The 23,324-nt window shown below is 61.7% G+C and carries 23 protein-coding genes; 12 read left to right on the top strand and 11 right to left on the bottom strand.

From position 1 onward, the window contains the following. The first annotated feature begins 283 nt into the window (after positions 1-283). Both map and EEB13_RS19160 read left to right on the top strand, forming a co-directional pair. A complete protein-coding gene (gene map, locus EEB13_RS19165) occupies positions 284-1,141 on the top strand; it encodes a type I methionyl aminopeptidase (protein WP_033234952.1) in 858 nt (285 codons plus the stop codon). Between the two features lie 2 nt (positions 1,142-1,143). Continuing rightward, positions 1,144-2,658 carry a cobyric acid synthase gene (locus EEB13_RS19160; RefSeq protein ID WP_095887788.1) on the top strand — a complete coding sequence of 505 codons (1,515 nt, stop codon included), beginning with the start codon at positions 1,144-1,146 and terminating at the stop codon, positions 2,656-2,658. A gap of 14 nt (positions 2,659-2,672) precedes the next feature. On the opposite strand, the gene EEB13_RS19155 is transcribed toward EEB13_RS19160, so the two are convergent. From EEB13_RS19155 to EEB13_RS19140, 4 genes are all read right to left on the bottom strand, one after another. Further along, a complete protein-coding gene (locus tag EEB13_RS19155; RefSeq protein ID WP_045067235.1) occupies positions 2,673-3,533 on the bottom strand; it encodes a PhzF family phenazine biosynthesis protein in 861 nt (286 codons plus the stop codon). Between the two features lie 73 nt (positions 3,534-3,606). After that, positions 3,607-3,987, bottom strand: a complete 381-nt coding sequence (locus EEB13_RS19150) for a hypothetical protein (RefSeq protein WP_033234950.1) — start codon at positions 3,985-3,987, stop codon at positions 3,607-3,609. A gap of 99 nt (positions 3,988-4,086) precedes the next feature. Further along, on the bottom strand, positions 4,087-4,503 hold the full coding sequence (locus tag EEB13_RS19145; protein WP_141486061.1) for an ATP-binding protein: 417 nt from the start codon (positions 4,501-4,503) through the stop codon (positions 4,087-4,089). Between the two features lie 197 nt (positions 4,504-4,700). Next, complete coding sequence (locus tag EEB13_RS19140) at positions 4,701-5,504, bottom strand: hypothetical protein (RefSeq protein WP_033234949.1); 804 nt, start codon at positions 5,502-5,504, stop codon at positions 4,701-4,703. Between the two features lie 94 nt (positions 5,505-5,598). On the opposite strand from EEB13_RS19140, the gene EEB13_RS19135 reads away from it, so the two are divergent. Both EEB13_RS19135 and EEB13_RS19130 read left to right on the top strand, forming a co-directional pair. Then, positions 5,599-6,354, top strand: coding sequence for a tryptophan-rich sensory protein (locus tag EEB13_RS19135; protein WP_045067938.1), 756 nt, complete (start codon positions 5,599-5,601; stop codon positions 6,352-6,354). A 118-nt stretch (positions 6,355-6,472) separates the two neighbouring features. Then, positions 6,473-7,393: an NAD-dependent epimerase/dehydratase family protein gene (locus EEB13_RS19130; RefSeq protein ID WP_033234948.1), complete on the top strand. Its 921-nt coding sequence runs from the start codon at positions 6,473-6,475 to the stop codon at positions 7,391-7,393. A gap of 139 nt (positions 7,394-7,532) precedes the next feature. On the opposite strand, the gene EEB13_RS19125 is transcribed toward EEB13_RS19130, so the two are convergent. The 3 genes from EEB13_RS19125 to ctaD form a co-directional block, all read right to left on the bottom strand. Continuing rightward, positions 7,533-7,835, bottom strand: a complete 303-nt coding sequence (locus tag EEB13_RS19125; RefSeq protein ID WP_033234947.1) for a hypothetical protein — start codon at positions 7,833-7,835, stop codon at positions 7,533-7,535. 107 nt (positions 7,836-7,942) lie between these two features. Then, positions 7,943-8,347: a YtxH domain-containing protein gene (locus tag EEB13_RS32080; protein WP_045067238.1), complete on the bottom strand. Its 405-nt coding sequence runs from the start codon at positions 8,345-8,347 to the stop codon at positions 7,943-7,945. 122 nt (positions 8,348-8,469) lie between these two features. Next, on the bottom strand, positions 8,470-10,200 hold the full coding sequence (ctaD, locus tag EEB13_RS19115) for a cytochrome c oxidase subunit I (protein WP_033234946.1): 1,731 nt from the start codon (positions 10,198-10,200) through the stop codon (positions 8,470-8,472). A 152-nt stretch (positions 10,201-10,352) separates the two neighbouring features. On the opposite strand from ctaD, the gene EEB13_RS19110 reads away from it, so the two are divergent. The 4 genes from EEB13_RS19110 to EEB13_RS19095 are packed head-to-tail and all read left to right on the top strand — an operon-like array spanning position 10,353 to position 13,261. After that, positions 10,353-10,799 carry a PPOX class F420-dependent oxidoreductase gene (locus tag EEB13_RS19110; protein ID WP_045067240.1) on the top strand — a complete coding sequence of 149 codons (447 nt, stop codon included), beginning with the start codon at positions 10,353-10,355 and terminating at the stop codon, positions 10,797-10,799. 25 nt (positions 10,800-10,824) lie between these two features. Beyond that, positions 10,825-11,439 (top strand): TetR/AcrR family transcriptional regulator, encoded by a 615-nt coding sequence (locus EEB13_RS19105; RefSeq protein WP_233365795.1) that lies wholly within the window; start codon positions 10,825-10,827, stop codon positions 11,437-11,439. Next, a complete protein-coding gene (locus EEB13_RS19100) occupies positions 11,436-12,449 on the top strand; it encodes a TIGR03617 family F420-dependent LLM class oxidoreductase (protein WP_141486060.1) in 1,014 nt (337 codons plus the stop codon). Before EEB13_RS19105 ends, EEB13_RS19100 begins: the two co-directional genes overlap by 4 nt. Next, on the top strand, positions 12,446-13,261 hold the full coding sequence (locus EEB13_RS19095; RefSeq protein ID WP_116103909.1) for an enoyl-CoA hydratase/isomerase family protein: 816 nt from the start codon (positions 12,446-12,448) through the stop codon (positions 13,259-13,261). The genes EEB13_RS19100 and EEB13_RS19095 overlap by 4 nt, the downstream gene beginning before the upstream one ends. A gap of 22 nt (positions 13,262-13,283) precedes the next feature. On the opposite strand, the gene EEB13_RS19090 is transcribed toward EEB13_RS19095, so the two are convergent. Beyond that, the gene (locus EEB13_RS19090) at positions 13,284-14,315 is read right to left on the bottom strand and encodes a phosphotransferase family protein (protein WP_045067248.1); all 1,032 of its coding nucleotides are present in this window, start codon (positions 14,313-14,315) and stop codon (positions 13,284-13,286) included. Continuing rightward, on the bottom strand, positions 14,308-15,453 hold the full coding sequence (locus EEB13_RS19085) for a hypothetical protein (RefSeq protein ID WP_045067251.1): 1,146 nt from the start codon (positions 15,451-15,453) through the stop codon (positions 14,308-14,310). The genes EEB13_RS19090 and EEB13_RS19085 overlap by 8 nt, the downstream gene beginning before the upstream one ends. Positions 15,454-15,553: 100 nt before the next feature. Here EEB13_RS19085 and EEB13_RS19080 point away from each other — a divergent pair, with 100 nt between their 5' ends. The 3 genes from EEB13_RS19080 to katG all read left to right on the top strand — a co-directional run bounded on the left by EEB13_RS19080 (position 15,554) and on the right by katG (position 19,099). Then, positions 15,554-16,198: a TetR/AcrR family transcriptional regulator gene (locus tag EEB13_RS19080; RefSeq protein WP_261984594.1), complete on the top strand. Its 645-nt coding sequence runs from the start codon at positions 15,554-15,556 to the stop codon at positions 16,196-16,198. A 195-nt stretch (positions 16,199-16,393) separates the two neighbouring features. Continuing rightward, positions 16,394-16,837, top strand: coding sequence for a Fur family transcriptional regulator (locus tag EEB13_RS19075; protein ID WP_045067939.1), 444 nt, complete (start codon positions 16,394-16,396; stop codon positions 16,835-16,837). A 36-nt stretch (positions 16,838-16,873) separates the two neighbouring features. After that, positions 16,874-19,099: a catalase/peroxidase HPI gene (gene katG / locus EEB13_RS19070; RefSeq protein ID WP_116103912.1), complete on the top strand. Its 2,226-nt coding sequence runs from the start codon at positions 16,874-16,876 to the stop codon at positions 19,097-19,099. A 67-nt stretch (positions 19,100-19,166) separates the two neighbouring features. Here the strand turns inward: katG and EEB13_RS19065 are convergent, their stop codons facing one another. Both EEB13_RS19065 and EEB13_RS19060 read right to left on the bottom strand, forming a co-directional pair. Then, on the bottom strand, positions 19,167-20,972 hold the full coding sequence (locus EEB13_RS19065; RefSeq protein WP_141486059.1) for an alkyl/aryl-sulfatase: 1,806 nt from the start codon (positions 20,970-20,972) through the stop codon (positions 19,167-19,169). Positions 20,973-21,129: 157 nt separating this feature from the next. Next, complete coding sequence (locus EEB13_RS19060; RefSeq protein WP_095886004.1) at positions 21,130-21,717, bottom strand: helix-turn-helix domain-containing protein; 588 nt, start codon at positions 21,715-21,717, stop codon at positions 21,130-21,132. Positions 21,718-21,842: 125 nt separating this feature from the next. Here EEB13_RS19060 and EEB13_RS19055 point away from each other — a divergent pair, with 125 nt between their 5' ends. After that, positions 21,843-23,297 carry an MFS transporter gene (locus tag EEB13_RS19055; protein ID WP_141486058.1) on the top strand — a complete coding sequence of 485 codons (1,455 nt, stop codon included), beginning with the start codon at positions 21,843-21,845 and terminating at the stop codon, positions 23,295-23,297. Positions 23,298-23,324 lie beyond the last annotated feature (27 nt).

Raw genomic sequence — 23,324 nt, 5'->3', positions numbered from 1 at the left:
GCATCACTCCCAGGTGCAGCGCCTGGACTCGGTGATCGATCGCGCTTCGGCCCCGTCCGGCGGAGGTTTCCTCGACAGCGAGTACCTGGCAGCGGCCCACGCCGTCGTCCAACGGAATGTTCGAGCTGTACGGGCTCGATGACACACAACCGGCTTCGACGACGCTCAGACGTGGACGCGGATCCTGCAGTCAACGACTTGCCGTGCTGGAGGCGCTGGCCCGCAGTCGCGGGAACTGGAGTGCGTCCGGCTAGCACCGTGATCGGGGGCTAGGCTGTTCGGCATGTCTGTGCGTACACCGTTGGTCCCCGGAACCGTCTCACCTGTCCTTGCTGTGCCCTCGAAGATCGAGCGGCCCGAGTACGCGTGGAAGCCGACAGCCAAGGAAGGCAACGAGCCTTGGGTCCAGACGCCGGAGACCATCGAGGCGATGCGCGTCGCGAGCAAGATCGCCGCGCGGGCGTTGCAGGAAGCGGGCAAGGCCGTTGCACCTGGCGTCACGACTGACGAGCTGGACCGCATTGCTCACGAGTACATGATCGATCACGGTGCGTACCCGTCGACGTTGGGCTACAAGAGCTTTCCCAAGTCCTGCTGCACCTCCCTCAACGAGGTGATCTGCCATGGAATCCCCGATTCCACGGTCATCCAGGACGGTGACATCGTCAATATCGACGTCACCGCATACATCGGCGGCGTGCACGGCGACACCAACGCCACCTTCCTCGCCGGTGATGTATCCGAGGAGCATCGACTTCTTGTCGAGCGCACCCACGAAGCCACGATGCGGGCGATCAAGGCCGTCAAGCCGGGCCGCGCGCTCAACGTGATCGGTCGCGTCATCGAGTCTTATGCTCACCGATTCGGATACGGCGTCGTGCGTGATTTCACGGGCCACGGCATCGGCGAGACCTTCCACAACGGCCTCGTGATCCTGCACTACGACGAGCCCGGCGTCGAAACGATCATCGAACCCGGAATGGTCTTCACCATCGAACCGATGATCAACCTCGGCGGCATCGACTACGAAATCTGGGAAGACGACTGGACCGTGGTCACCAAGGACCGCAAGTGGACGGCTCAGTTCGAGCACACCCTGGTTGTCACCGACACCGGTGCCGAGATCCTGACTCTGCCTTGACCCTGCGCGGTGCCCTGCTCGTAGCGGGTACGACCTCCGACGCGGGCAAGAGTGTCCTTGTCGCCGGGTTGTGTCGGATGCTGGCGCGTCGCGGTGTACGCGTCGCGCCCTTCAAGGCGCAGAACATGTCCAACAACTCCGTCGTCACTCTCGACGGCGGGGAGATCGGCCGTGCTCAGGCACTTCAAGCCCGTGCCTGCGGTCTCGAACCGAGTGTGCGGTTCAACCCGGTACTGCTCAAGCCGGGAAGTGACCGGACATCGCAGCTGGTCGTTCGTGGCAAGGCGATGACAACTGTCGGTGCGCGGGACTACATGCAGCACCGTGCGTGGCTGCGCGGCGTCGTCGCGGAGGATCTGGCGTCGTTGCGTAGCGACTTCGACGTCGTGATTTGTGAGGGTGCCGGTTCACCGGCTGAAATCAATTTGCGGGCAACCGATCTCGCGAACATGGGATTGGCGGAAGCGGCTTCCATTCCGGTGATCGTGGTCGGCGACATCGACCGCGGTGGGGTGCTGGCTCATCTGTTCGGAACAGTCGCGGTTCTCTCGCCGAGTGATCAGGCCTTGATCGCCGGCTTTGTGATCAACAAATTCCGTGGTGACGTCGGGCTGCTCGAGCCAGGACTCGAACAACTCCGCGAACTGACCGGACGCCCGACGCTGGGTGTCATCCCGTTTGCCGACGAACTGTGGCTCGACGCGGAGGATTCGCTGGGAGTCACCGGTAATGCACCGGTGGGTCGCCCCGGACAGCCCGTCGGTTCGGCGTGGTTGACGGTCGCGGCAGTTCGGTTGCCGCGCATTTCCAATTCGACGGACGTCGAAGCTCTCGCCTGCGAACCGGGTGTTGCGGTTTCGTGGGTCACTGACCCGGCACGTATTCGCGATGCAGACCTCGTGGTGATTCCAGGCAGCAAGTCCACCGTGAGTGATCTCGAGTGGTTGCGCAGCACGGGCCTGGCCGACGAGATCATCGCTCGAGCAGGCCGCGGGCAAGCCATCCTGGGAATCTGTGGTGGTTATCAGATGTTGGGCAGATCCATCGTCGACGACGTCGAATCAGGATCGGGCACTACTGCCGGACTCGGATTGCTCGAACTCGACATCGAATTCGCTTCGGACAAGGTGCTGGCTCAGGTCGACGGTCACTACGACGGTATTCCGGTGTCCGGGTACGAGATTCATCATGGACGGGTGATCCGCAACAACGATCTTCCGTTGTTGACCGCTGCCGACGGTTCGCCGGAAGGAAGTGTTCGAGGGTCGGTTCGCGGCACCCACTGGCATGGACTTCTGGAAAGCGATGCCTATCGCCGCACCTTCCTGACGGACATTGCCGGTGTGGGGTTTGTCGTGGCGCCGGATACCTTGGTGGCTGCGGTTCGTGAACAGCAACTCGACCTCCTTGCAGACCTCGTCGAGAAGTACCTCGATCAGGATGCTCTCGAGGAACTGATCGGCGGGGGAGTCCCGAATGGATTGCCCGTCATCACCTCTCAGGTGAATTACGTCTGACGCTCGCTAGGTTCCTACGCGGTGATCGGGACAGCCGTTCCCGTTACAGCGATGCCTCCCTGTACCGGAATATCGACGAGTAGGACGCTCGGACGGCCGACGTGTCTGCCCTGGTGGATTGTGATGCGCCGAGGAGTGTCAGCGGGATCGAGTGCCCGCAGGTATCCGCCGGTGGAAGCTGCCGCAGATCCTGTTGCCGGGTCTTCGGTGATGTTGCCCGCGGGGAAGAGATTTCGGGCTTCGAAAGTGTTGGCGTCCAATTGATGCAGGAAGGTCACGGTTCCGGCCCAGCCTTGTGCGTCCATGAGTGTGCGCATTGCCGCGGGGTCGAAGGTGAACTGGTCGAAGGTCGATTTGTCACTGAGAACCACAATCGGATGGGTGTTTCCGGCATACGACAGCTGCGGCGGAAAGTTGGTGTCGATTGCCGACGAGTCGATGCCCACGAGGCCGAGCAGTGCAGTGAGCACGGCATGGTCGATGGGCGAGACTGCAGGTTCCACGCTGGTGAACGTTGCGTGAATGCCTGATGCCTCTGTTGTGGTCGTGATCGACACCGGTCCGACGGATGTCTCGAACGTGAAGGTTCCGGCGCCGTCACGTTCGGTGAGCGCCACCGCCGTGGCAATGGTGGCGTGACCGCAAAACGGAATTTCCGCAATAGGGGAAAAGTATCGAATAACGTTGTGTTGCTTGTCTTCCTCGGATCCAGGCTTGGTGACAAATGCAGTCTCCGCGTATCCGATGTCCGTTGCGATGGCCTGCAACTCCGCGTCGCTCAGCCCCCGTGCGTCCAGCAACACTCCTGCGGGATTGCCGCCCGCGGGATCGGAGCTGAATGCGGTATATCGAAGGATATCGGGTGTGATGGCCATGGAACTATCGTCCCTCGTGGACGTGCCGGCAACAAATGGCCGGATGGTCGGAACTGGACTGCGAGCGTTTCGATCAGCCCGCGTAGCGCCAGCTGTAGGCGCACAGCAAGCCCCAGGTGGCCGCGAATCCAGCGACCTTGAGCCGCGTTGCGGTTCCGGGCAGCGTCGATCCGAAGATTGCGGCGTCACCGAGATCGGCTGCGGCTCGGAACGCGACAGCGCCGCGACGCGCCGGCCCGTACGGTGCCATGGCCAGCAGAAGTCCGCTCGCGACATCGCGCGCTCCAACCGCCCTGATCACGGTCGCTACTTCCGGTGCGATGCTGCCGTCAGCCTTGGTGAGTTTGCACGGCTTCGCAAGAATTCTCGGTGAGAGGACGAGGGCGGCGCTGTAGGCGGCGGTCAGGACACCGAGAGCTTGAGGGAGCAATCGCGCAGTGGGGATTGGCGTCATGATCTCTGTGTACCCACAATCCGTTGTCCTACCTCCGTCGCACATACCGTCTGTTTGTGCTGAGGACTCCAGCTGGACGCTCGTCGTCCGTGGATGGAATCAGGGGTCAGCCTTCAGTGTCATGTCCATGGTGACGGTCACAGCCCACATCTCGGTAGGGCCTGCGACTGCGGACGGACACTGCTCGAGAGCGACGCTGTCCACCAGCTTTTGCAGCACGAACCAACTGAATGAGGTTGTACTGGTGTCGACCATTGCCGACGTCGTCCCGGTGAGGATCACCGACACGCTGCCAGGGTCGGCTCCGACGGTGCACGTGAGAGTGCTGCAGGTAGGCGTGTGGCGCAGAAGAGTGCTCGCTGCTTCATCGACCGCGAGAACGAGATCTGCCACAGCGTCGGCTGCTAGGTCGTGGTGTCTGCCCCTCGACCGGACGAGAGCTCGCAGGATATGGAGCTGATCAGCGGTGGCGGCTACGGACAGTGAAGGTAAAGGGAAAGACTCGTCGACAACCATGAGTGCTCCTACGATGCGTTGCGGTGTCGTGTCAGGAAGCAGCGGCGGCGGACCGTCCTGATGACTACCAGTGCGCGCATCAAAAGGTGCTCTTTCCAGTGGCCTCCCGTCGAAACGATTCGGCAGGGACAGGCCAGATGCCGTCTGTAGTGCATTCGTAGCCGGATCGAAGGCGGATGGGTCGGACGTGGGAAATATCAGGTGTCGAACTCGGCAGCAAGATCCCTGGCCTGCGTCAGCTTCGTCGCCGCCCGCTCCGCGGCTTCCTCGGCGGTGCGCCGAGCGGACTCGGCAAACCGGCACTCCTGCTCGGCCTGTGACAAAGCCTCTCGGAGATCGGAGACCTTCTGCGCCGCCTCGTTCACCCTCGCAGTAGCCGAGTCGAGTTCCGAAGTAGCCTGATGCGCAGCAGTTTCCGCGTCACTGACGCGAGCCTGGGCCTGTTTTCGCGCGGCCCCAGTCGGCTGTCCTTTCGGCTCGGCGTCGGAAGGCGCCGGTGCGGTCGGTTCAGGTACCGATGCGAGCGCGGCAGGGCCGAAGCCGCTGTACGACACTGAGCCCAGCATCCGGCCGCGACGTAGATCGGCGCCGATATCGGGTTCGGAGAGCGCCGCCGACAGTGACTGCCCGATCTCGCGCATCACTGTCTCCGACAGCGGGCGGCCACGATCTTGTGCCGCGGCCGAGGCGCGTTCGGTCAGCGCTGAGATGACGGCCGCTCGCCGGGAAGCCAGGGACCGCAACTCTTCAGCGCGTAGGGCCTGTTGTGCGGATCGCAGTGCTGCTCCGAGTTCGAGCAAACGATCGACGCTTTCCGGCTCGACCCGAACGAGAAGGTTGAGAGCCCATCCCGTTGTCGTGGGTTTGCGCAGGGCATTCAGATTTTTCGCCAGCGTCGTATCGCCCAACTCCTTGGCGCGCGCGACTGCGGCGCGTCGCGCGCCGATGAATTCGGACGGGTCGAGTGCGTAGAGTTCGTCGGCTGTGCTGTCGAAGTCCACACATCATTGTTACACCGGGAACGCCGTGGCACCGCGATCGCCAACGGGAGTCGTACTCGGACTCGCTGGGCATACATCCGGTATGGGTCAGGTTATGAAACTCGTCGTTGTTGTCAGCGCCGTGATCGCAGTAGTCGGATCGTTCATCGGTTCGGGAGCCTGGATCGGCACGCCTATCGCGGAGGCAGCAGGAGGTGCACTGAGCGCTACTTCAACGCTGGTGGCACCGGCCGGGACTGCGTTCTCGATCTGGTCGGTTGTCTACGGCGGTTTTCTCGCATACGCGATCTGGCAGTTCCTGCCGGGCAGAACTGTGCGTCACGAGGCCTTGCGTCCCGCGATAGCCGTGTCGATGCTCCTCAATGCTGCCTGGATTCTCTCGGTGCAGGCCGGATTGTTGTGGCTGAGCGTCGTGATTATCGCGAGTCTGCTGGCCGTGCTTGCGCGAGTGTTCGTGCTGCTTCAGCGACAGCGCCCGGAGAACGGGATCGACGCGGTGATCACGGACGGCACCATGGGTCTGTATCTCGGCTGGGTGTGCGTCGCAACCATTGCCAACGTCACCGCCTGGCTCGTCGATCTGGGTATCACGAGTGCCGCGACGACGTGGGCAGTCATTGTTCTCGCCGTCGCTGCCATGGTCGGAGTTGGCCTTGCGACCGGTTCGCGCGGCGCGATCGCGCCGTCGATCGGCATTGTGTGGGGACTCGCGTGGGTGGCGCAGGGCCGACTGGGTGGCGAAGTGGCGAACACGGCGGTCGGTATCTCGGCAGTGCTTGCCGCCCTGTTGGTCGGTGTCTATACCGCCGGCGTCAGGCTCGAGCTGACCGGCGCGCACCCGGCGAAATGAATTTTTGATCCCGGTTGGTGAGAGAAGTCATCCCGAAGCGATTCCGGTTTACCTAGATTCATGAATCGAAGTATTTCTCCACCTAGAAGTAATTCTCTACGTAAAGAAGAGGCATTCTGTGAAGATCCTGATTGTTGGCGGAACTGGCATGATCGGTGCCCACACGGCACTTCACCTTCGCGACATGGGAAACGACGTCACCGTCGCGGCGCGTAATCCACTCGCCGATGACTCGCCTGTGCGAGATTTCCCGGTCCTGCTCGGTGACTACACGGAACAAACTTTCACGGCGGATCAACTGGCACCGTTCGACGCGATCGTCTTTGCCGCCGGTCAGGACGTGCGACACATGGGCCGCGGCGTCGATGAGGCGGAATTCTGGGAGAAGACACAGTCCGGTGGGGTGCCGCGGTTCGCGGCCCTGGCCAAAGAGGCTGGTGTTGCCCGGTTCGTCCAGGTGGGAAGCTACTACCACCATCTGCGTCCCGAATTGGCAGAGACGATGCCGTACATCGCTGCGCGAAAGGCTGCCGACGAAGGAGCACGGGCGTTGGCCGACGAGACCTTCAATGTCTCGACGCTGAACCCGCCCTCAATTCTCGGCGTCATCAGTGGAACGTCTGCCAAGCGTTACCGCAAGATGTTCTCGTGGGCTGCGGGCAACGAGGCACAGATTCCTGATTTCGCTCCGGCCGGCGGCACCAATTTCATGTCGGTGCGGTCTTTGGCGGAAGCGATCTGGGGCGCGCTGCAACACGCGGAATCCGGCAAGGCATATCTGATCGGCGACCAGAATCTCACCTACCAGCAGTATTTCCAGTTGCTGGTTGCTGCGGCAGGCGGCGACCGGGAGATCGGCGAACGCAATGAGGAGCACCCCATCCTTCCGGACAGCTTCATCGTCCAGGGGCGCGGCAACGTCATCTCCTACGAGCCGTCTGACGCCGACACCGCGCTCCTCGGTTACACCCGGAACGACTGTGCGCGAGCACTTACCGAGATGCACGAGACAGTGAAGGAAGCCGTCGACGCACGCTGACGTCGTGGCCCGCTGTCCTTTTGGTGATCCTGTTTCGGTGTGTCGCCAAGCCCACGCCAGTGGACAGCGGGCCGGCCGGCCCAGCGAGCCAGGCCGCGGCTTGCGGCCGCGCTACGCGCCGCTACCGCGATCCTCGTCTTCAGTCCTCGTCAGGGTAGTTCCAGTCGAACACAACCTTCGCGGGCGGAACCGCCTCCGCGACGCGAAGCTGCAACGACTTCTCGAAGGTGGGACGCCACTTGTAGAAACCGCTGAAAATTACGGGATGCTGTGACACGACGTGCACGTCACGGGTCCCTTCGGGATTTTCTCGCCGTGAGATGACCACCTCACGTTCGAGCCGATTTTCCTCAACTACCTGCTCGAACAATGTGTAGATCGCGTCGGCGTCTGCCGGCGTGAGGCCATACACACCAAAACGGACATCGATATTCACAGACATCCGACAACTGTAGGTCGAGGTTCACCCGACAGTTGCATTGAGGTGACGGATGTTCGGCTCGGGTGCACGCGATTTCCGTTGTCCCGCACACCAACGCCTCTGTCAGGTCAGGCTTTCGGATCCGGGTTTTGGTTGCGGCTGGTGTGCCCCTGGCCGGAATCGCTTGGTGCGGCATCGTCTGGCGGGGCCGGGGTGCCGGGCGAGTTGCCTTCCGCTGTCGGAGTTGGGGTCGCAACCTCATCGGGTGTTTCTCCGATGGCTGGACCGCTCGCAGTGCTTGTCTCGGCGTTGTGGTGGCTAGCTTTTTTGGCAAGGTCGCCGACCTTGTGTTGCACCTGCGGTGCCTTCTCCTTGACGGTTTCCGCCACTTCGCTCACTTTTTCCTGGACAGTCGGGTTGTGCCACAGTTCGAGGGACTGGTCCCTCATCTTTTCGTAGGTTTGTCGTCCGGATCTGGTGCCCACGACGAATCCCGCAGCGGCGCCCGCTATGAAGATCAGTGCTTTCTGCATGACGTCTCCTGGTGTCGTCCGGCATGGAACGAGGTGGACGAGTTGTCACTGATCGCTCGTCCACCCACGAATACCCGTCAACAAGCCTGCTAACCGCGCGAGCGGCGGTATGACGGAGCGTCTTAACGATCAGCGGTGTCTTCCAAGGACATTGCGCGCGCGGAGTGGCCATCGCTGGTGATGTGAGCTTCGGCGCGCATCCGGTCGACCATGTGTGGGTAGTGAAGTTCGAACGCGGGGCGTTCTGATCGAATTCTGGGAAGTTCGGTGAAATTGTGCCGGGGCGGGGGACAACTGGTTGCCCACTCGAGCGAGTTTCCGAATCCCCACGGATCGTCGACCGTGACCACTTCGCCATATCGGTAGCTCTTGAAGACGTTCCACACGAACGGCAACGTGGATGCACCGAGAACGAACGCGAAGAGCGTGGACACGGAATTCAGCATCGTGAACCCGTCGGAAGGTAGGTAGTCGGCGTATCTGCGCGGCATTCCTTCTGCGCCCAGCCAGTGCTGCACAAGGAATGTGCCGTGGAATCCGACAAACGTGGTCCAGAAATGCCAGACGCCGAGCCGGTCGTCCAGCATCCGGCCGGTCATCTTCGGGAACCAGAAGTAAATGCCGGCAAACGTCGCGAACACGATTGTGCCGAACAGAACGTAGTGGAAGTGCGCGACGACAAAATAGCTGTCCGTGACGTGGAAGTCGAGTGGTGGGCTCGCGAGGATGATGCCAGTCAATCCGCCGAACAGAAACGTGACCAAGAAGCCGAGGGAAAACAGCATGGGTGACTCGAAAGTCAACTGTCCCTTCCACATTGTGCCGATCCAGTTGAAGAACTTGACTCCGGTGGGCACCGCGATCAGGAAGGTCATGAAGGAGAAGAAGGGCAATAGAACGGCGCCGGTGGCAAACATGTGGTGTGCCCAGACGGCGATGGACAGCGCCGCAATGGCGAGAGTGGCGTAGACCAGGCCGTTGTAGCCGAAGATCGGTTTGCGGCTGAAGACCGGCAATATCTCCGAAATGATGCCGAAGAAGGGGAGGGCCACGATATAGACCTCGGGGTGGCCGAAGAACCAGAACAAATGCTGCCACAGGACGGCACCGCCGTTGCTCGCGTCGTAGACGTGTGCGCCGAGGTTTCGGTCGGCGAGGAGTGCCATCAGGGCTGCAGTCAGGATCGGAAAGGCGATCAGGATCAGTATCGACGTGATGAAGATGTTCCAGGTGAAGATCGGCATGCGGAACATCGTCATTCCCGGCGCGCGGAGGCAGATCACGGTGGTGATCATGTTGACCGCTCCGAGAATGGTTCCGACTCCGGCCAATGTAAGACCGGTAATCCAGAGGTTGGCTCCGGCGCCGGGTGAGAACGTGTCGGTGGACAACGGCGCGTACGCAGTCCAACCGAAATCGGCCGCGCCGCCAGGCGTGACGAACCCACTGATCGTAGTAATCGCGCCGAACAGGTAGAGCCAGTAACTGAGGGCGTTCAATCGGGGAAACGCGACGTCAGGTGCTCCGATCTGCAGCGGCAGTATGTAGTTCGCGAAGCCGAAGACGATCGGGGTCGCGTACAGCAGAAGCATGATGGTGCCATGCATGGTGAACAGTTGGTTGTACTGCTCGTTGGACAGGAACTGCATTCCTGGAACAGCTGTCTCGGCACGCATCATCAACGCCATCACGCCGCCGATCAAGAAGTAGGCGAACGACGTGAACAGATACATCAAGCCGAGTTTCTTCGGATCTGTGGTCGTCAACGTGTCAAGAAGCGCCTGGCCCTTCCGCAGGCGGCGTGGGGGATACGGCCGTCGGCCTACGAGGGCGCGGACTGGTACTGCGGTCATCAGGTCTCCCATCGCACGTATGGAAGCGCGACTGCAAGAGTTGTTACCCGTACTTGAAGCTGGCGAAACAGCGCTGAACTATCTCGGATGGTGTGGATTCTCGGCGGATCCCGGTGCGGAACAATATCCATTCCTGCGTCGTTGTCCGGGCTATGAGCGACGATACGGAAGTCCGGGACGCACTCTTCGAGCTTGTTGCCAATGGGAAACAGGGTGTTTTGGCAACAATCAAGCGGGACGGCAGGCCGCAGCTGTCCAACATCATTTACCGCTGGGATTCCGAGTCGCGAACGGCATCGATCTCGATTACGGCGGACCGCGTCAAGAGCAAAAATGCCGAGCGTGACCCGCGGGTGTCACTGCATGTGAGTGCTCCGGATTTCTGGAGCTATGCAGTGATCGAAGGCATTGCGAAGTTGACTCCATCAGCTTCCGATCCACACGACGAGGTGGTCGACGCGCTGGTTGATCTCTATCGAGACATCAGTGGCAATGAGCATCCCGACTGGGAGGACTACCGCCGCGCGATGGTGGCGGAACGCCGCCAGATCCTGAGTGTGCGAGCAGATCATGTGTACGGCATGTCGGGCACCGGTTAATAACGTTACGAGCTACTATGTAATGGTGAATTCGGAGACACCACGCGCCGGCCGGCCGCGCGACCCGGGCAAGGACCAAGCTGTGCTGGTTGCAGCGCGCCGCCTCCTGGCCGAAGTTGGCTACCAGCAGACGACGATTGCCGCTATCGCCCGGTCAGCAGAAGTGAATACGCCGGCTATCTACCGCCGATGGCCGACTCGCGAAGCATTGATCGAAGAAGCTGTGCACGGGACCGGAGGCCATCCGTTGCCCGAGGTGTCCGGAGACCTCCGAACAGACCTCGCGACGTGGGTGCGGATCTTCCTGGTTCGAGCCGCGCGACCTGCGGCCAGGGCCGGTGTTCCCGGACTGCTCGCGGACTCTCAGAGTGAGGACGCCCGGCAGCGCTTGCTGGCCATCGGCGCGCCGGTTCGCAAGGCCTTTCAAGAGATGTTGGACGGTGCCGCCGAGCGGGGAGAAATCCCGGCCGACGTCGACGCGACGTTCCTGTTCGATCTACTCTCGGGCGCCACCACTATGCGTGGTCTCACGCGTGGCGCCGAGGGCGAGGACCGCTTCGTCGATTCACTTGCAGGTTCGCTGTTCGTGTTGGCAGTGCATGCAAGCGAGACGATCGGTCTGAAAGCAGGGCACGAATGAAGATCGATCTCCAGTTGGATTCACGTCCCGAAGACTCGGCAGCGCGCGCGAAGGAACTTGTTGCGCTGGGCGCCGACGGTCTTTTCACGTTCGAGGGCGCACACGACGTTTTTGTCCCGCTCGTCGCAGCGTCAGGTGTGGTCGAGGCGGACCTCATGACCAATGTGGCGATCGCGTTGCCCCGCAGTCCGTTGCACCTCGCTCATGTTGCGAACGACATACAGGCATTGAGCCGCGGTCGATTCCGGCTCGGTTTGGGTTCGCAGATCCGTCCCCATATCGAGCGACGCTACGGTAGCGAGTGGTCGCGGCCAGCCGCACGAATGCGGGAAGCAGTACTTGCGATCAAAGCGATCTTCACTGCGTGGGAAGAGCGTTCGCCCCTGGATTTCGTGGGCGAGTTCACCCAGCACACGCTCATGCCACCAACGTTCGATCCTGGACCTAATCCGTACGGTCCGCCGGAAATCTGTCTGGGAGCGTTGGGGCCCTTGATGACTCGGGCCGCTGCGGAAGTGGCAGACGGGTTGCTTGTCATGCCCTTCAACAGTGCCCGTCATTTTCGCGAGCGGACCATGCCCGCAATCGAGGAGGGGCTCGAACTCGGCGGGCGTACCAGGGCGGATCTTGCGATCTACCCGCAGGTGCTGGTTGGTGTCGGGCGGACCGCAGACGAACTCGCCGACGCCGAGCGCGGCGTCCGGAGTCTGCTCGGGTTCTACGGTTCCACGCCGGCGTATCGGCCGGTGTTGGAGGTCGACGGCTGGGAAGATGTTCAGCCCGAACTCAACTCGCTCTCCAAGCGGCGCGAGTTTGCTGCAATGACGGACCTGATTGATCGAGACATGATGAACACGCTTGCAGTGGTGGGTACCCCCGAGGAATGTGCGGCAAAGATCATCGCGCGATTCGGCGACCACGCTGAGCGCGTGTGCTGCTACTTTCCCGGATACCCGGCATCTGATTCCCATGTTGCGGAGATGATTTCGGCGCTCGGGAAAATGCGATGACAAGCGGGGTGCTGGTGGAGCTGGACGGCGGCGTAGCCGTAGTCACCCTTGACCGGCCGGAACGACGCAACGCGTTCACCGGGGCGATGGGTCGAGCATTGGGTGAGGCTTACCGGAATCTTGACGCCGACGACGGCGTTCGTGCCATCGTGCTGACCGGTGCGCCGCCGGCATTCTGTGCGGGCGCAGATCTAGAGGGAGGCGCGGACACGTTCGATGCGCCTGTCGGTGACGGCTTTTCGGCATCGCCGATCAATCCACCGGCTTTCGATTTGCGTAAGCCCGTGATCGCGGCGGTGAACGGACACGCGATAGGTATCGGACTGACTATCGCGATGCAAACAGACATCCGGATTTTTGCCACGGATGCCAAGTATGCGATTCCGCAGGTTCGCCGGGGAGTGTTGCCCGACGCGATGTCACATTGGACCGTTCCGCATATCGCCGGTATGGCGGTTGCTGCCGATATCCTGTTGACCGGTCGCACATTTGACGGTGCGGAGGCTGTTCGGCTGGGACTCGCGAGCCGTTGCCTGCCCGCAGACGACGTGTTGCCCGCAGCCCTGGACATCGCTCGGGATATCGCGGTGAACGTTGCCCCCATGTCGGTTGCACTGTCCAAACGTCTACTGTGGCAGTCGGCCCGGCATGGATACGGTCCCGAGCGGGTAGCGGACCTCGAGACAGAGTTGCACTTGCGTGTGATGGGTGAGCCCGACTCGTCCGAGGGGGTTCGCGCCTACCTGGAACGGCGTGACCCACACTGGGTCTCACGGCTGTCAACCGACTGGCAGGAGATTGCTCCGCAATGACTCAGTGTGGGGTCAGGCCGCGCTAGGCGTGTGCCAACAACTGTTCGAGGCGGCGGCTACAGAATGCGGTGATGTCCGCGTGCTCACCGAGTTGTAGGTGCGTGGACAGTCGCAGTAGCGGAACCGATAACAGCACCGCAGCGAGCACCTCGTTGAACAACAGGTTCTGGACCGGCCATCCTGTCAGTTCCTCGTAGCGGGCGATCGTCTGCTCCCGGGTCGGTGTGCCCGGCAGAGATGGGTGACCCTCGAACTCGCTGCAGGCCCAGTCGAGGAACAGCATCCACGCCAGGTCGGCTTCGTGATCACCCAGATACGCCATTTCCCAGTCGAGCACACCGGCAACGGAATGGTCCGGGCTGTACAGAATATTCGACATGCGCGCATCGCCCCAACACAACGTGACATGTTCGGGCTCGTAGATATTCGCGCGGAGCCACGACAGTGCCTTCTCCATTACCGGCGACAGACTCGGCGCTGCCCAACGCACGGCCCAGTCGAGATAGTTCACGGCCTGCTCGATCGGTTTGTCCCCGAACCTCGGCATGGAGAGAAAGTCGAGGCGAAGCTCGCCGGGGTCGAGTTGATGGATGTGGGCCATCGTCTCGACGCAGCCCCACCACATCCGCGCCCGACTCTGCTCGTCGGCCTCGAAGTAGTTTCCGGCGGTGTGATACGACGGAAAATCGCTGGGAGCCTCGGCATTTCCGATGCGTTCCATGACGTAGTACGGCCCGCCGAGAGCATTATCGGCGTTGTCTATCCAGAGCATCTGGGGGACAGGCAGATCGGTACCGGCAAGTCGCTTCGACACCAAATACTGGCGTCGTAGGTCGTAGTCGGGAAACAGGGAGATCTCGGGTGGGCGTCGGAATACGAAGCCCGCCCCCGAATTTTCGGACCCTTCCAGCTCGAACAGGTAGGTCTCGGTGGAGAACCCGCGCTCGGTGCGTTGCCAGGCGACGATCTTCGCTTCCTGTGCGCCTGGAATCTGTTCGCGAACAACGGGTTCCAGGGTCGATGCCAGGGCCTGCGCGGCGACACGTTCAGTCATTGTGTGCGTCCGTCCGGTTTGCCGACCAGTCCGTGTACCCGTACCGGGGGTTCGCACCCATGAAAACCATCTCGACCAGTCCGTGCCCGATCTTGTCACCCATCCGAACCTCGCACAGTGTTTCGCTGAGCATGCTCACTTGGCGGATCTCTTCGAGGTTGGTGATGTCCACTGTGAAGCTGTCGCTGAAGTCCTTGCCGCGGTACATGCCCGAGGCGTAGCCGCGGTATTCGTCGTAACCGGCCAGTCCCGGCCAGAAATCGCACACCGGATTCACTTCGATGACGTCGGTGGTTCGGTCGGCGCGATGCACGGTGAAGGTACCGGATTTCACGACGCGCAGATCGTCACGGAACTTCAGGTCGTGTTCGACGTCGATGATGGGTAATGGGTCCTTGCCGCTGTCGATCGGGAAGAGCACTTCGCCCTCGAACTGCCAACGCGCTCCCGTGCTCGTTTCACGCTGCGCGAAATGCACTACCTCGTCGTCGAATTGGAAGATCCCCATGTAGTACAGGACTCCCTCCGGAACCTCCGACGGCTGCAGGTTCGCGCCCTCCGACAGGCTGCCGCCCCCGCCGCCGTGGCGAACGCCCCACGAGTGGTCACGACCGAACCACCAGTTGTCCGGATCGATCTCGATGCGCTCGCCGTCGATCTCGATCCAGCCGGTGATCGTGCCGTTCTGGTAGAAGCGACGGGCGTCCTCGCGCACTCTGCCACGGGTGCGGTGGAATGCTGCCGTCTGCTCGTAGACCGGAAAGTCGCCGGAGAAATCGAGTTGCAGGCTCAGTCCGTGCTCGTTCGACTCGACGGTCGAGCGAACCTTGCGCAGCGGTTCGACGATCTCGTAGGTGTACGGCCCGACGCTCCAGGCCGCAAGAGCGCCGGTCTGCGGGTTCAGTTCGGTCGACAGACGAACCACGCGAGCCTCTTCGCCCTTGCGTGTGACCATCGCGTAGGCGTCGAGGACGTTGCGGTTCGGGTATTTGGCCAGGCCGGTCATGACGGAGACCTCGCCGGTTTTGTCGAACCCGTACATCACGATGCGTTCGGTCCAACGCAGGTCGCTTTGCGAGACGTGGTCGAGTGTCGTGGGTAGTTGGTGGATGAGCAGTTCGTCGTGCGGAGTGATCACTGCGGGCCCCTTCGTGGTGGATGGATGCCTTCAATCTATTACGGAGCGCATCGCAACGTAATAGTTTTCGGCAAATATATCTCCGGTAATGTCCGCGGATGTGGATGAACGCAGAGATCGTCGAACCGGTACCGCTGGCGTGGGGAGGCCCCGCGATCCTCAGGTGGACCTGGCCGTTCTCGCCGCCACCCGGGAATTGCTCGTAGAGCTCGGCTACCAGAAAACCACCATCACGGCGATCGCCCGACGAGCAAACTTGGGTACGGCAGCGATCTATCGGCGCTGGGCAACTCGCGAATCGATTATCGAAGAAGCGGTCTTCGGCATGCAGAATGGTGCATTGCCCGCGACTACCTCGAATTTGCGCGAGGACCTACTGATCTGGACGCGATGGTTCCTCACGCAAGTGGCGGAACCGGCAACTCGCGCAGCCATTCCGGGCTTACTCTCTGCATATCAACAAGAGGAAGGCGCGTACCAGCGACTGGTTCTCAGTTCCGAGTATCCCGCCCGACTGGCACTCCTCGAGCGGGTGCGCGCCGAGTACCCGGAGCGGTCCGAGGCGGACGTTGCCGCCGCCACCGATGTCGCCTTCGATTTCCTCGTTGCGGCCACGATTGTCCGCGGACTCACCAGTGGACTCACCGACGCCGACGCTTTCTGCACCCGAACCGCCGCATCATTGGCGCTGCTGATCACCTCTACTCGCAGCGATATCAACGCCGAGAAATTGCATTCAGGCTAGGTAAGGGATTCGACCCTGCGCGTCGGTCGGCCCGTTGGTTCCGCTCGGATACTGCGCCGGAGGATAACGGCCACCGAGACGTCTGTGGCAACAATCCGGAATCAATTCGAGCTCGAAACCATTCGGTTGGCGTCAATTCCAACTATTTTCGCGAAAGTCTTGGATCAGTCCAGAAATCCGCGTCATAGTAGTGGGGTGTCCTCGACGCCGGACTTTCCAGCACAACTGCGTGACGCAGAGCTCCGTGTGACCCGACCACGGGTTGCGGTGCTCGAAGCGCTGCATGCGCGTCCACATGCCCCGACGGATTCGATTTTCGATGCTGTTCGGGCGGTTCTACCGGGAGTGTCTCGCCAAGCGGTATACGACGTACTGCATGCGTTGACCTCAGTGGGAATCGTGCGGCGGATTCAGCCTTCCGGTTCAGTGGCTCTCTACGAGTTGAGGGTTGGTGACAACCATCATCACGTCGTCTGCCGATCGTGCCGGACGGTGTCGGACGTCGATTGCGCAGTTGGCGAGGCACCTTGTCTGACGCCACCGGATTACGACGGTTTCGAGTTCGTCGAAGTCGAAGTTGTCTTCTGGGGGATGTGCCCCGACTGCGTGGCATCACAGAGTTCGCGATCACACCCGTGATCGGAGTCGGATCTATTTGTTCATGGAGGGATTAACGTGTCCGATAGTTGCCCGATGGCCCCTGAAGGAAAGTCGCAGGGGGGAAGCGAAAGTGAAAATCCCGCGATCTCGGCTCCGACGCCCACGGCGCATCGTCCGATGACAAACCAGGACTGGTGGCCGAACCAGCCAAACCTTTCGGTGTTGCGTGTTCATTCGCCCAAATCCAACCCTTTGGGTTCGGACTTCGATTACGCGGCGGAGTTCGCGAAACTCGACGTCGACGCTCTCAAGCGCGACGTCATCGACTTGATGACAACGTCGCAGGACTGGTGGCCCGCAGACTACGGTCACTACGGTGGTCTGTTCATTCGGATGAGTTGGCACGCCGCGGGGACCTACCGTATCGCGGACGGCCGTGGCGGCGGAGGTCAAGGCGCACAACGGTTTGCGCCGCTGAACAGTTGGCCGGACAACGCAAGCCTCGACAAGGCTCGCCGCTTGCTATGGCCCGTCAAGCAGAAATACGGCAAGCAGATCTCGTGGGCCGACCTTCTGGTTTTTGCCGGCAACTGCGCCTTGGAGTCCATGGGGTTCAAGACCTTTGGCTTCGGGTTCGGTCGCGAGGACATCTGGGAGCCGGAGGAAATGTACTGGGGCCCGGAGGACTCGTGGCTCGGAGACGAGCGGTACAGCGGCGACCGTGAGCTGTCCGGTCCGCTCGGCGCGGTGCAGATGGGTTTGATCTACGTGAACCCGGAGGGACCGAACGGGCAGCCCGATCCGGTCGCCGCTGCCCGCGATATCCGCGAAACCTTTGCGCGCATGGCGATGAACGACGTCGAGACGGCGGCCCTGATCGCCGGCGGACACACCTTCGGTAAGACTCACGGGGCCGGCCCCGCCGATCTGGTCGGGCCCGAACCCGAAGGCGCTCCGATCGAACAACAGGGCTTGGGCTGGAAGAGTTCCTTCGGCACAGGCGTGGGGAAGGACGCCATCACCAGCGGCCTCGAGGTCGTGTGGACGAATACGCCGACGCAGTGGGACAACTCGTTCCTGGAAATTCTCTACGGCTACGAGTGGGAACTGACCAAGAGTCCCGCTGACGCGTGGCAGTGGACGCCCAAGGACGGCGCCGGTGCCGGCACGATCCCGGACCCGTTCGATTCGTCGGTGAAGCGCTCTCCGACCATGCTGACCACGGACCTTTCGCTGCGGCTCGATCCCGCATACGAGAAGATCACGCGCCGTTGGCTCGATCACCCGGACGAATTTGCCGAGGAGTTCGCCAAGGCCTGGTACAAGCTGCTGCACCGCGACATGGGACCTGTCACTCGCTATCTCGGTCCGTGGATTCCGGAACCGCAGCTGTGGCAGGATCCTGTTCCCAACGCCGCTGCCCCGGTGATCGGCGATGCGGATATTGCTGCCCTCAAGAGCAAGGTACTGGAGTCCGGGCTGTCGATCTCGCAGTTGGTGTCTACCGCCTGGGCGTCGGCGGCGAGTTTCCGTGGCACCGATATGCGCGGCGGCGCAAACGGAGCCCGGATTCGCCTCGAGCCGCAGAAGAGTTGGGAGGCAAACAGTCCCGCCGAGTTGTCAACGGTATTGAGTGCACTCGAGCAGATCCAGCAGGACTTCAATTCCCAGTCCGGCGGAGCGAAGGTCTCGCTTGCCGATCTGATTGTTCTGGCGGGAACCGCGGCGGTCGAGAAGGCCGCCAAGGACGCCGGCCACGAAGTCTCTGTCTCGTTCACACCCGGTCGGGCGGACGCGTCGCAGGAACAGACGGACGTGGAGTCCTTTGCGGTTCTCGAACCCCGGGCAGACGGATTCAGGAACTACCTGCGCGGCGGGGAGAAGATTCCGGCCGAAATCCTGCTTGTCGATCGGGCATACATGTTGACGTTGACCCCACCGGAGATGACGGTGCTGGTCGGCGGCCTTCGCGGGCTGAACGCCAACGTCGGGGGTACCGCCCACGGTGTGCTGACCGATCGGCCGCAGACGTTGACCAACGACTTCTTCGTCAATCTCCTCGACATGGGCACGGAGTGGAAGCCGTCTACGTCGTCGGAGAACGTCTACGAGGGTCGTGACCGGGCCACCGGTGACGTCAAATACTCTGCCACTGCCGTCGATCTTGTCTTCGGATCGAACTCGGAACTGCGTGCTCTCGCAGAGGTGTACGCAAGTGCGGACGCACAGCAGAAGTTCGTGGAGGACTTCGCGAGCGCGTGGACCAAGGTGATGGAACTCGATCGGTTCGACCTCGACTGATCGCCGCCCTGCTGAATACGTAAGGCCCACCTGGCAATCAATTGCCGGGTGGGCCTTACGTATTCGTTCAGGGAGTCACAATCGCAAATGCCGGATCGGGACTGTCGAGTAGCCCGAGGAGCCGCTGTATCGTCGCCGGGTCGCCGGAATGCTCGATACCGTCCAGTCCGCCGCCGGCCAGCAACCCGAGCAACTGGGCTTTGGTCAACGTGAGGGTGAGATCGGCGGTTGCCTTGGTCCGCGGGTTGGGTGTCTGTATCAGCGCGCCATTGGAGAGAGTCATGCGGACTTTTGTGTCGAGATCGGTGAAAATCCACTCGATGCAGAGCTTTTCACCCCCGGCGCGGGGCCCGTTGACGCGGATGGCGAGTGTGTCGAAGAGTTGCTCCACCGTCAGTGCCGCTGCCATTCCGGTGCCGAGATCGATGGGTGGTGGGGTGATTTCGCCTCGCAGTTCCTTCGCTCCGGTGAGGTAGAAACCGCGCCAGGTCGGATTTTCGGCGCCGTAGCCGAGCGTGGTGTAGAGATCTGCGAGAGCGTTTCTCGCTTCTGTGTTGTCTGGTTCGGCAAATACCGCGTGCTTGAGCAGTTCGGCCGCGAACCGCGTGTCACCGGCATCGATGTAGCCGCGCGCCTTGTCGAGCACTGCCGGTACGCCACCGATCACGTCGACGTATCGGGCCGCCAACTGCTCGGGCGGGTGCTGCCAGAGTGAGCTGGGATGACCGTCGAACCAGCCCATGTATCGCTGGTAGATCGCTTTGACGTTGTGACTGACCGATCCGTAGTAACCGCGCACGTGCCAGGCGTCGTCGAGCGACGCGGGAAGCGTGATCGCCTCGGCGATTTCGCTGCCGGTGAGTCCGATGTTGACCATCCGCAACGTCTGATCGTGCAAGTACGCGTACATGTCCCGCTGTTCGGTCAGGAACTGCACGATGTTCTCGGATCCCCATGTTGGCCAATGGTGTGACGCGAACACGACGTCGGAATCCGGCGCGAACAATTCGACAGCCTCGTCGAGGTAGTGGGACCAGATGCGTGGGTCACGTACCAGCGCGCCGCGAAGTGTGAGGATGTTGTGCAGGTTGTGCGTGGCATTTTCGGCGACGCACAAAGCGCGGCTGCCCGGAAAGTGGAAATTCATCTCCGACGGTGCTTCGGTGCCCGGCGTGATCTGGAAGACGATCCGCACTCCGTCGACGGTTTCCTCCTGCCCGGTACGGGTGATGTCGACAGTTGGGGGGATCAGACCCACCGATCCACCGGATGTCTGAATGCCCAGTCCGAGACTGGCTTGGCCCTCTGGTCCGACGTCCAATGTGTAGCCATACTGGTAGTTCGCGCGACGGTTCATTGCCGTTCCCGCATAGACGTTTTCCGATACCGCGTGTTCGAGAAATCCTTCGGGCGCGATGATCGGCACGTCGCCGGCGCCGTCCGGCAGAACTCCCATCACGCCGCCGAAATGGTCTGCGTGTGAATGGGTATAGATCAAGCCGGTGACCGGACGGTCACCGCGGTGCTCGCGGTAGAGCGCAAGACCTGCGGCAGCGCACTCGGCGGAGATCATCGGGTCGATCACGATGACGCCGGTATCGCCCTCGACGATCGTCATATTGGAAATATCGAACCCGCGGATCTGATAGATCCCGTCGGTGACCTCGAAGAGTCCGTTCTTGACGCAGAGCTGCGCCTGACGAAACAGGCTCGGATGAACTGTGTCCGGGCACGGTTCGTCGAGATAGCTGTAGCCGGACAGATCGAAAACAATCCGTCCGTCGGCGTTCTTGATGGTAAGCGGTTCGAGCGTGGCGATGAAGCCCCGCTCGGCGTTGTCGAAATCCGTGCGGTCGGAGTAATCCAGCGCCATATCGATGCAGCTCCCTCGAAGAGTCGATGATCACGTCCTCACATGGTCGAATTCCGCACGGCTCGGCGCATCATCCGCGGCGGGTGAATCGAGTGGCACCGAACGCGACCGAACGCCTCGTGCCGACTCGCCGTCGCAGGCAGATCAGTCGGAGGTCTCACTTTTGTGCGGCAATAGTTTTCGAGTTCGTGCGCACGCGGGCCTTGTCGCCGCTGGGGCCGAACAGGTGCAGGATCTCGACAACCTGGTCATCTGCCGGGCCGAACCAATGGGGCTCCGCGGTGTCGAACTCCGCGACTTCTCCTGGCCGGAGGACAACCTCATGCTCGCCGAGAATCAGGCGTAGGTCGCCGGCGAGAACGTAAAGCCACTCGTATCCGGCATGTGTGACGAGTTTCGGCGGGCGAGGCCCGATCACCTGCTTGAAGACCTGAACCCGGCCCGGGTAGCGCGTCAACGGCACTACAGCGCTCCCATTTCGGCGGCGACTCGGTGTGAGGTGAACTCTGGGGTCCCCGGTGGCGGGCGCCCCAACCAGTTGGTCCAGTGCCACACGGTGGGTTCGGGCAAGAGGCACAAGCAAATCGAGGGTAGGACGACGCTTGCCCGACTCGAGTCGTGACAGTGCGCTGACGGAGATACCGGTGGCGTCGGACAGAGCTTCGAGGGTCATGTCGCGATCGCGACGAAGTGCCCGCAATCTCGGTCCGATAGCGCTGAGCATCTTCTCCAGTTCGGTATCCATGTGCTCATCTTTGCAGTTTCCGCAAATTTCCTACCGAGTTCGCAGGCCCGGTTGCGACGATCCTTTCGACAGGCGACCACGGCACAGCATCAGCACAACAGCATCAGTACAGAGGGAGTCCAACCATGAAACCTTCGAGCGGAATCGACAGACCGCAGGCGATCGGAATGCATGCCCGACGGCGGTGGGGCGTCCTGGCAATCTGCTGCACGAGTTTGTTCGTGGTCGGATTGGACACGACCATCGTCAATGTCGCGCTGCCGACGATCGGGGCAAGTTTCCACGTCGGCATCCGTGGTCTCGAATGGGTCGTCAACGCATACACACTCGTACTGGCGAGCTTGCTGATCTCGTCCGGAGCCCTGGCCGACAGGTTCGGCCGTAGACGCGTTTTCCAGATCGGACTGGTCGTGTTCGGAGTCGCGTCGATAGCGTGCGCACTTGCGCCGTCAGTAGGCGTGCTGATCGCCGCGAGAATTGCACAGGGCGTTGGCGGTTCGATGTTGAGTCCGGTCGCGCTCGCAATCGTGGTCAACGTGATGACCGACCCGAAGGAGCGAGCCAAGGCGATCGGCGTGTGGGCCGCGGTCTTCGGTCTGAGTATGGCCGTCGGGCCGATCGTCGGTGGAGTGCTCATCGAGAGCTTCGGTTGGCGCTCCGTGTTCTGGGTCAACGTCCCGGTGATCGTGATTGTTCTGGTGTTGACTGCTGTGTTCGTGCCGGAATCGCGCGCTCCGCAGGCGAGAAGGCTCGACCTGCCGGGACAAATACTGTTGGTCGCTGTTGTGGGCGGTGCGGTGGGGCTGCTCATCGAGGGCCCACGAATCGGATGGACGTCACCCGGTGCTGTGGTCGGTTACATCGCAGTCGCGCTCGCTCTGGCTTCGTTCATTGCTGTCGAATCGAGGAAAGCCGAACCACTCGTCGACCCTGCACTGTTTCGGCACAGACCGTTTTCTGCGGCGGTTCTCGGCGCAGTTGTGGTGTTCGTGGCATTGAACGCGACGCTGCTGCTCGGCACGCTCTACCTGCAACAAGCGCGTGGCATGACCCCGGCCACCGCGGGCGTCGTGATTCTCCCGATGGCTGTTGCAGCAACCGTGTGCGCACCGTTGTCGGGGATTCTGGTCGGACGCGTCGGGCCGCGGTTACCGCTGCTGATCGCCGGCGGCTTCACCGCGTTGGGTGGCCTGTGTCTCGTATCGCTCGACAACAACACCGGTCTTCCGACTGTGCTTGTCGCCTACCTGTTTCTCGGTATCGGGTTCGGTTTCTCGAATGCCCCCATCACCAGCACTGCTGTCAGCGGACTGCCTCAATCGCAAGCTGGACTCGCTGGTGGAATCACATCCAGTGCAAGACAGTTCGGCGCTGCTCTCGGCGTCGCACTGGCCGGTGGCTTTGTCGCGAACACTGTCGATTCGGACGTCGCGCAGGCGTCACACGCGGGGTGGATGCTCGTTGTCGCGTGCGGGTTGGTGGTTCTTGTCATCGCGTGTGCATCGGCTCAGCCGACATTGGCTCAGTCAGCATCGGTTCACCCAGCACGGGTGATTCCAACTACCCCGCCCGCCCGATAGAGATGGGGGTGTAACCGATCGTCGTAA

The sequence above is a fragment of the Rhodococcus sp. WS3 genome (assembly GCF_003797085.1).
GTDB classification, from domain to species: Bacteria; Actinomycetota; Actinomycetes; order Mycobacteriales; family Mycobacteriaceae; genus Rhodococcus_F; species Rhodococcus_F globerula.
Note: the sequence above shows the minus strand (reverse complement) of the source record. Positions and strands in the feature narration are given on the sequence as shown.

Excerpts from the sequence above, each read along its gene's own strand:
- map (WP_033234952.1), top strand. The coding sequence starts at position 284 with ATGTCTGTGCGTACACCGTTGGTCCCCGGAACCGTCTCACCTGTCCTT.
- EEB13_RS19155 (WP_045067235.1), bottom strand. The coding sequence starts at position 3,533 with ATGGCCATCACACCCGATATCCTTCGATATACCGCATTCAGCTCCGAT.
- EEB13_RS19150 (WP_033234950.1), bottom strand. The coding sequence starts at position 3,987 with ATGACGCCAATCCCCACTGCGCGATTGCTCCCTCAAGCTCTCGGTGTC.
- EEB13_RS19145 (WP_141486061.1), bottom strand. The coding sequence starts at position 4,503 with ATGGTTGTCGACGAGTCTTTCCCTTTACCTTCACTGTCCGTAGCCGCC.
- EEB13_RS19135 (WP_045067938.1), top strand. The coding sequence starts at position 5,599 with ATGAAACTCGTCGTTGTTGTCAGCGCCGTGATCGCAGTAGTCGGATCG.
- EEB13_RS19125 (WP_033234947.1), bottom strand. The coding sequence starts at position 7,835 with ATGTCTGTGAATATCGATGTCCGTTTTGGTGTGTATGGCCTCACGCCG.
- EEB13_RS32080 (WP_045067238.1), bottom strand. The coding sequence starts at position 8,347 with ATGCAGAAAGCACTGATCTTCATAGCGGGCGCCGCTGCGGGATTCGTC.
- ctaD (WP_033234946.1), bottom strand. The coding sequence starts at position 10,200 with ATGACCGCAGTACCAGTCCGCGCCCTCGTAGGCCGACGGCCGTATCCC.
- EEB13_RS19110 (WP_045067240.1), top strand. The coding sequence starts at position 10,353 with ATGAGCGACGATACGGAAGTCCGGGACGCACTCTTCGAGCTTGTTGCC.
- EEB13_RS19100 (WP_141486060.1), top strand. The coding sequence starts at position 11,436 with ATGAAGATCGATCTCCAGTTGGATTCACGTCCCGAAGACTCGGCAGCG.
- EEB13_RS19095 (WP_116103909.1), top strand. The coding sequence starts at position 12,446 with ATGACAAGCGGGGTGCTGGTGGAGCTGGACGGCGGCGTAGCCGTAGTC.
- EEB13_RS19090 (WP_045067248.1), bottom strand. The coding sequence starts at position 14,315 with ATGACTGAACGTGTCGCCGCGCAGGCCCTGGCATCGACCCTGGAACCC.
- EEB13_RS19065 (WP_141486059.1), bottom strand. The coding sequence starts at position 20,972 with ATGGCGCTGGATTACTCCGACCGCACGGATTTCGACAACGCCGAGCGG.
- EEB13_RS19060 (WP_095886004.1), bottom strand. The coding sequence starts at position 21,717 with ATGGATACCGAACTGGAGAAGATGCTCAGCGCTATCGGACCGAGATTG.
- EEB13_RS19055 (WP_141486058.1), top strand. The coding sequence starts at position 21,843 with ATGAAACCTTCGAGCGGAATCGACAGACCGCAGGCGATCGGAATGCAT.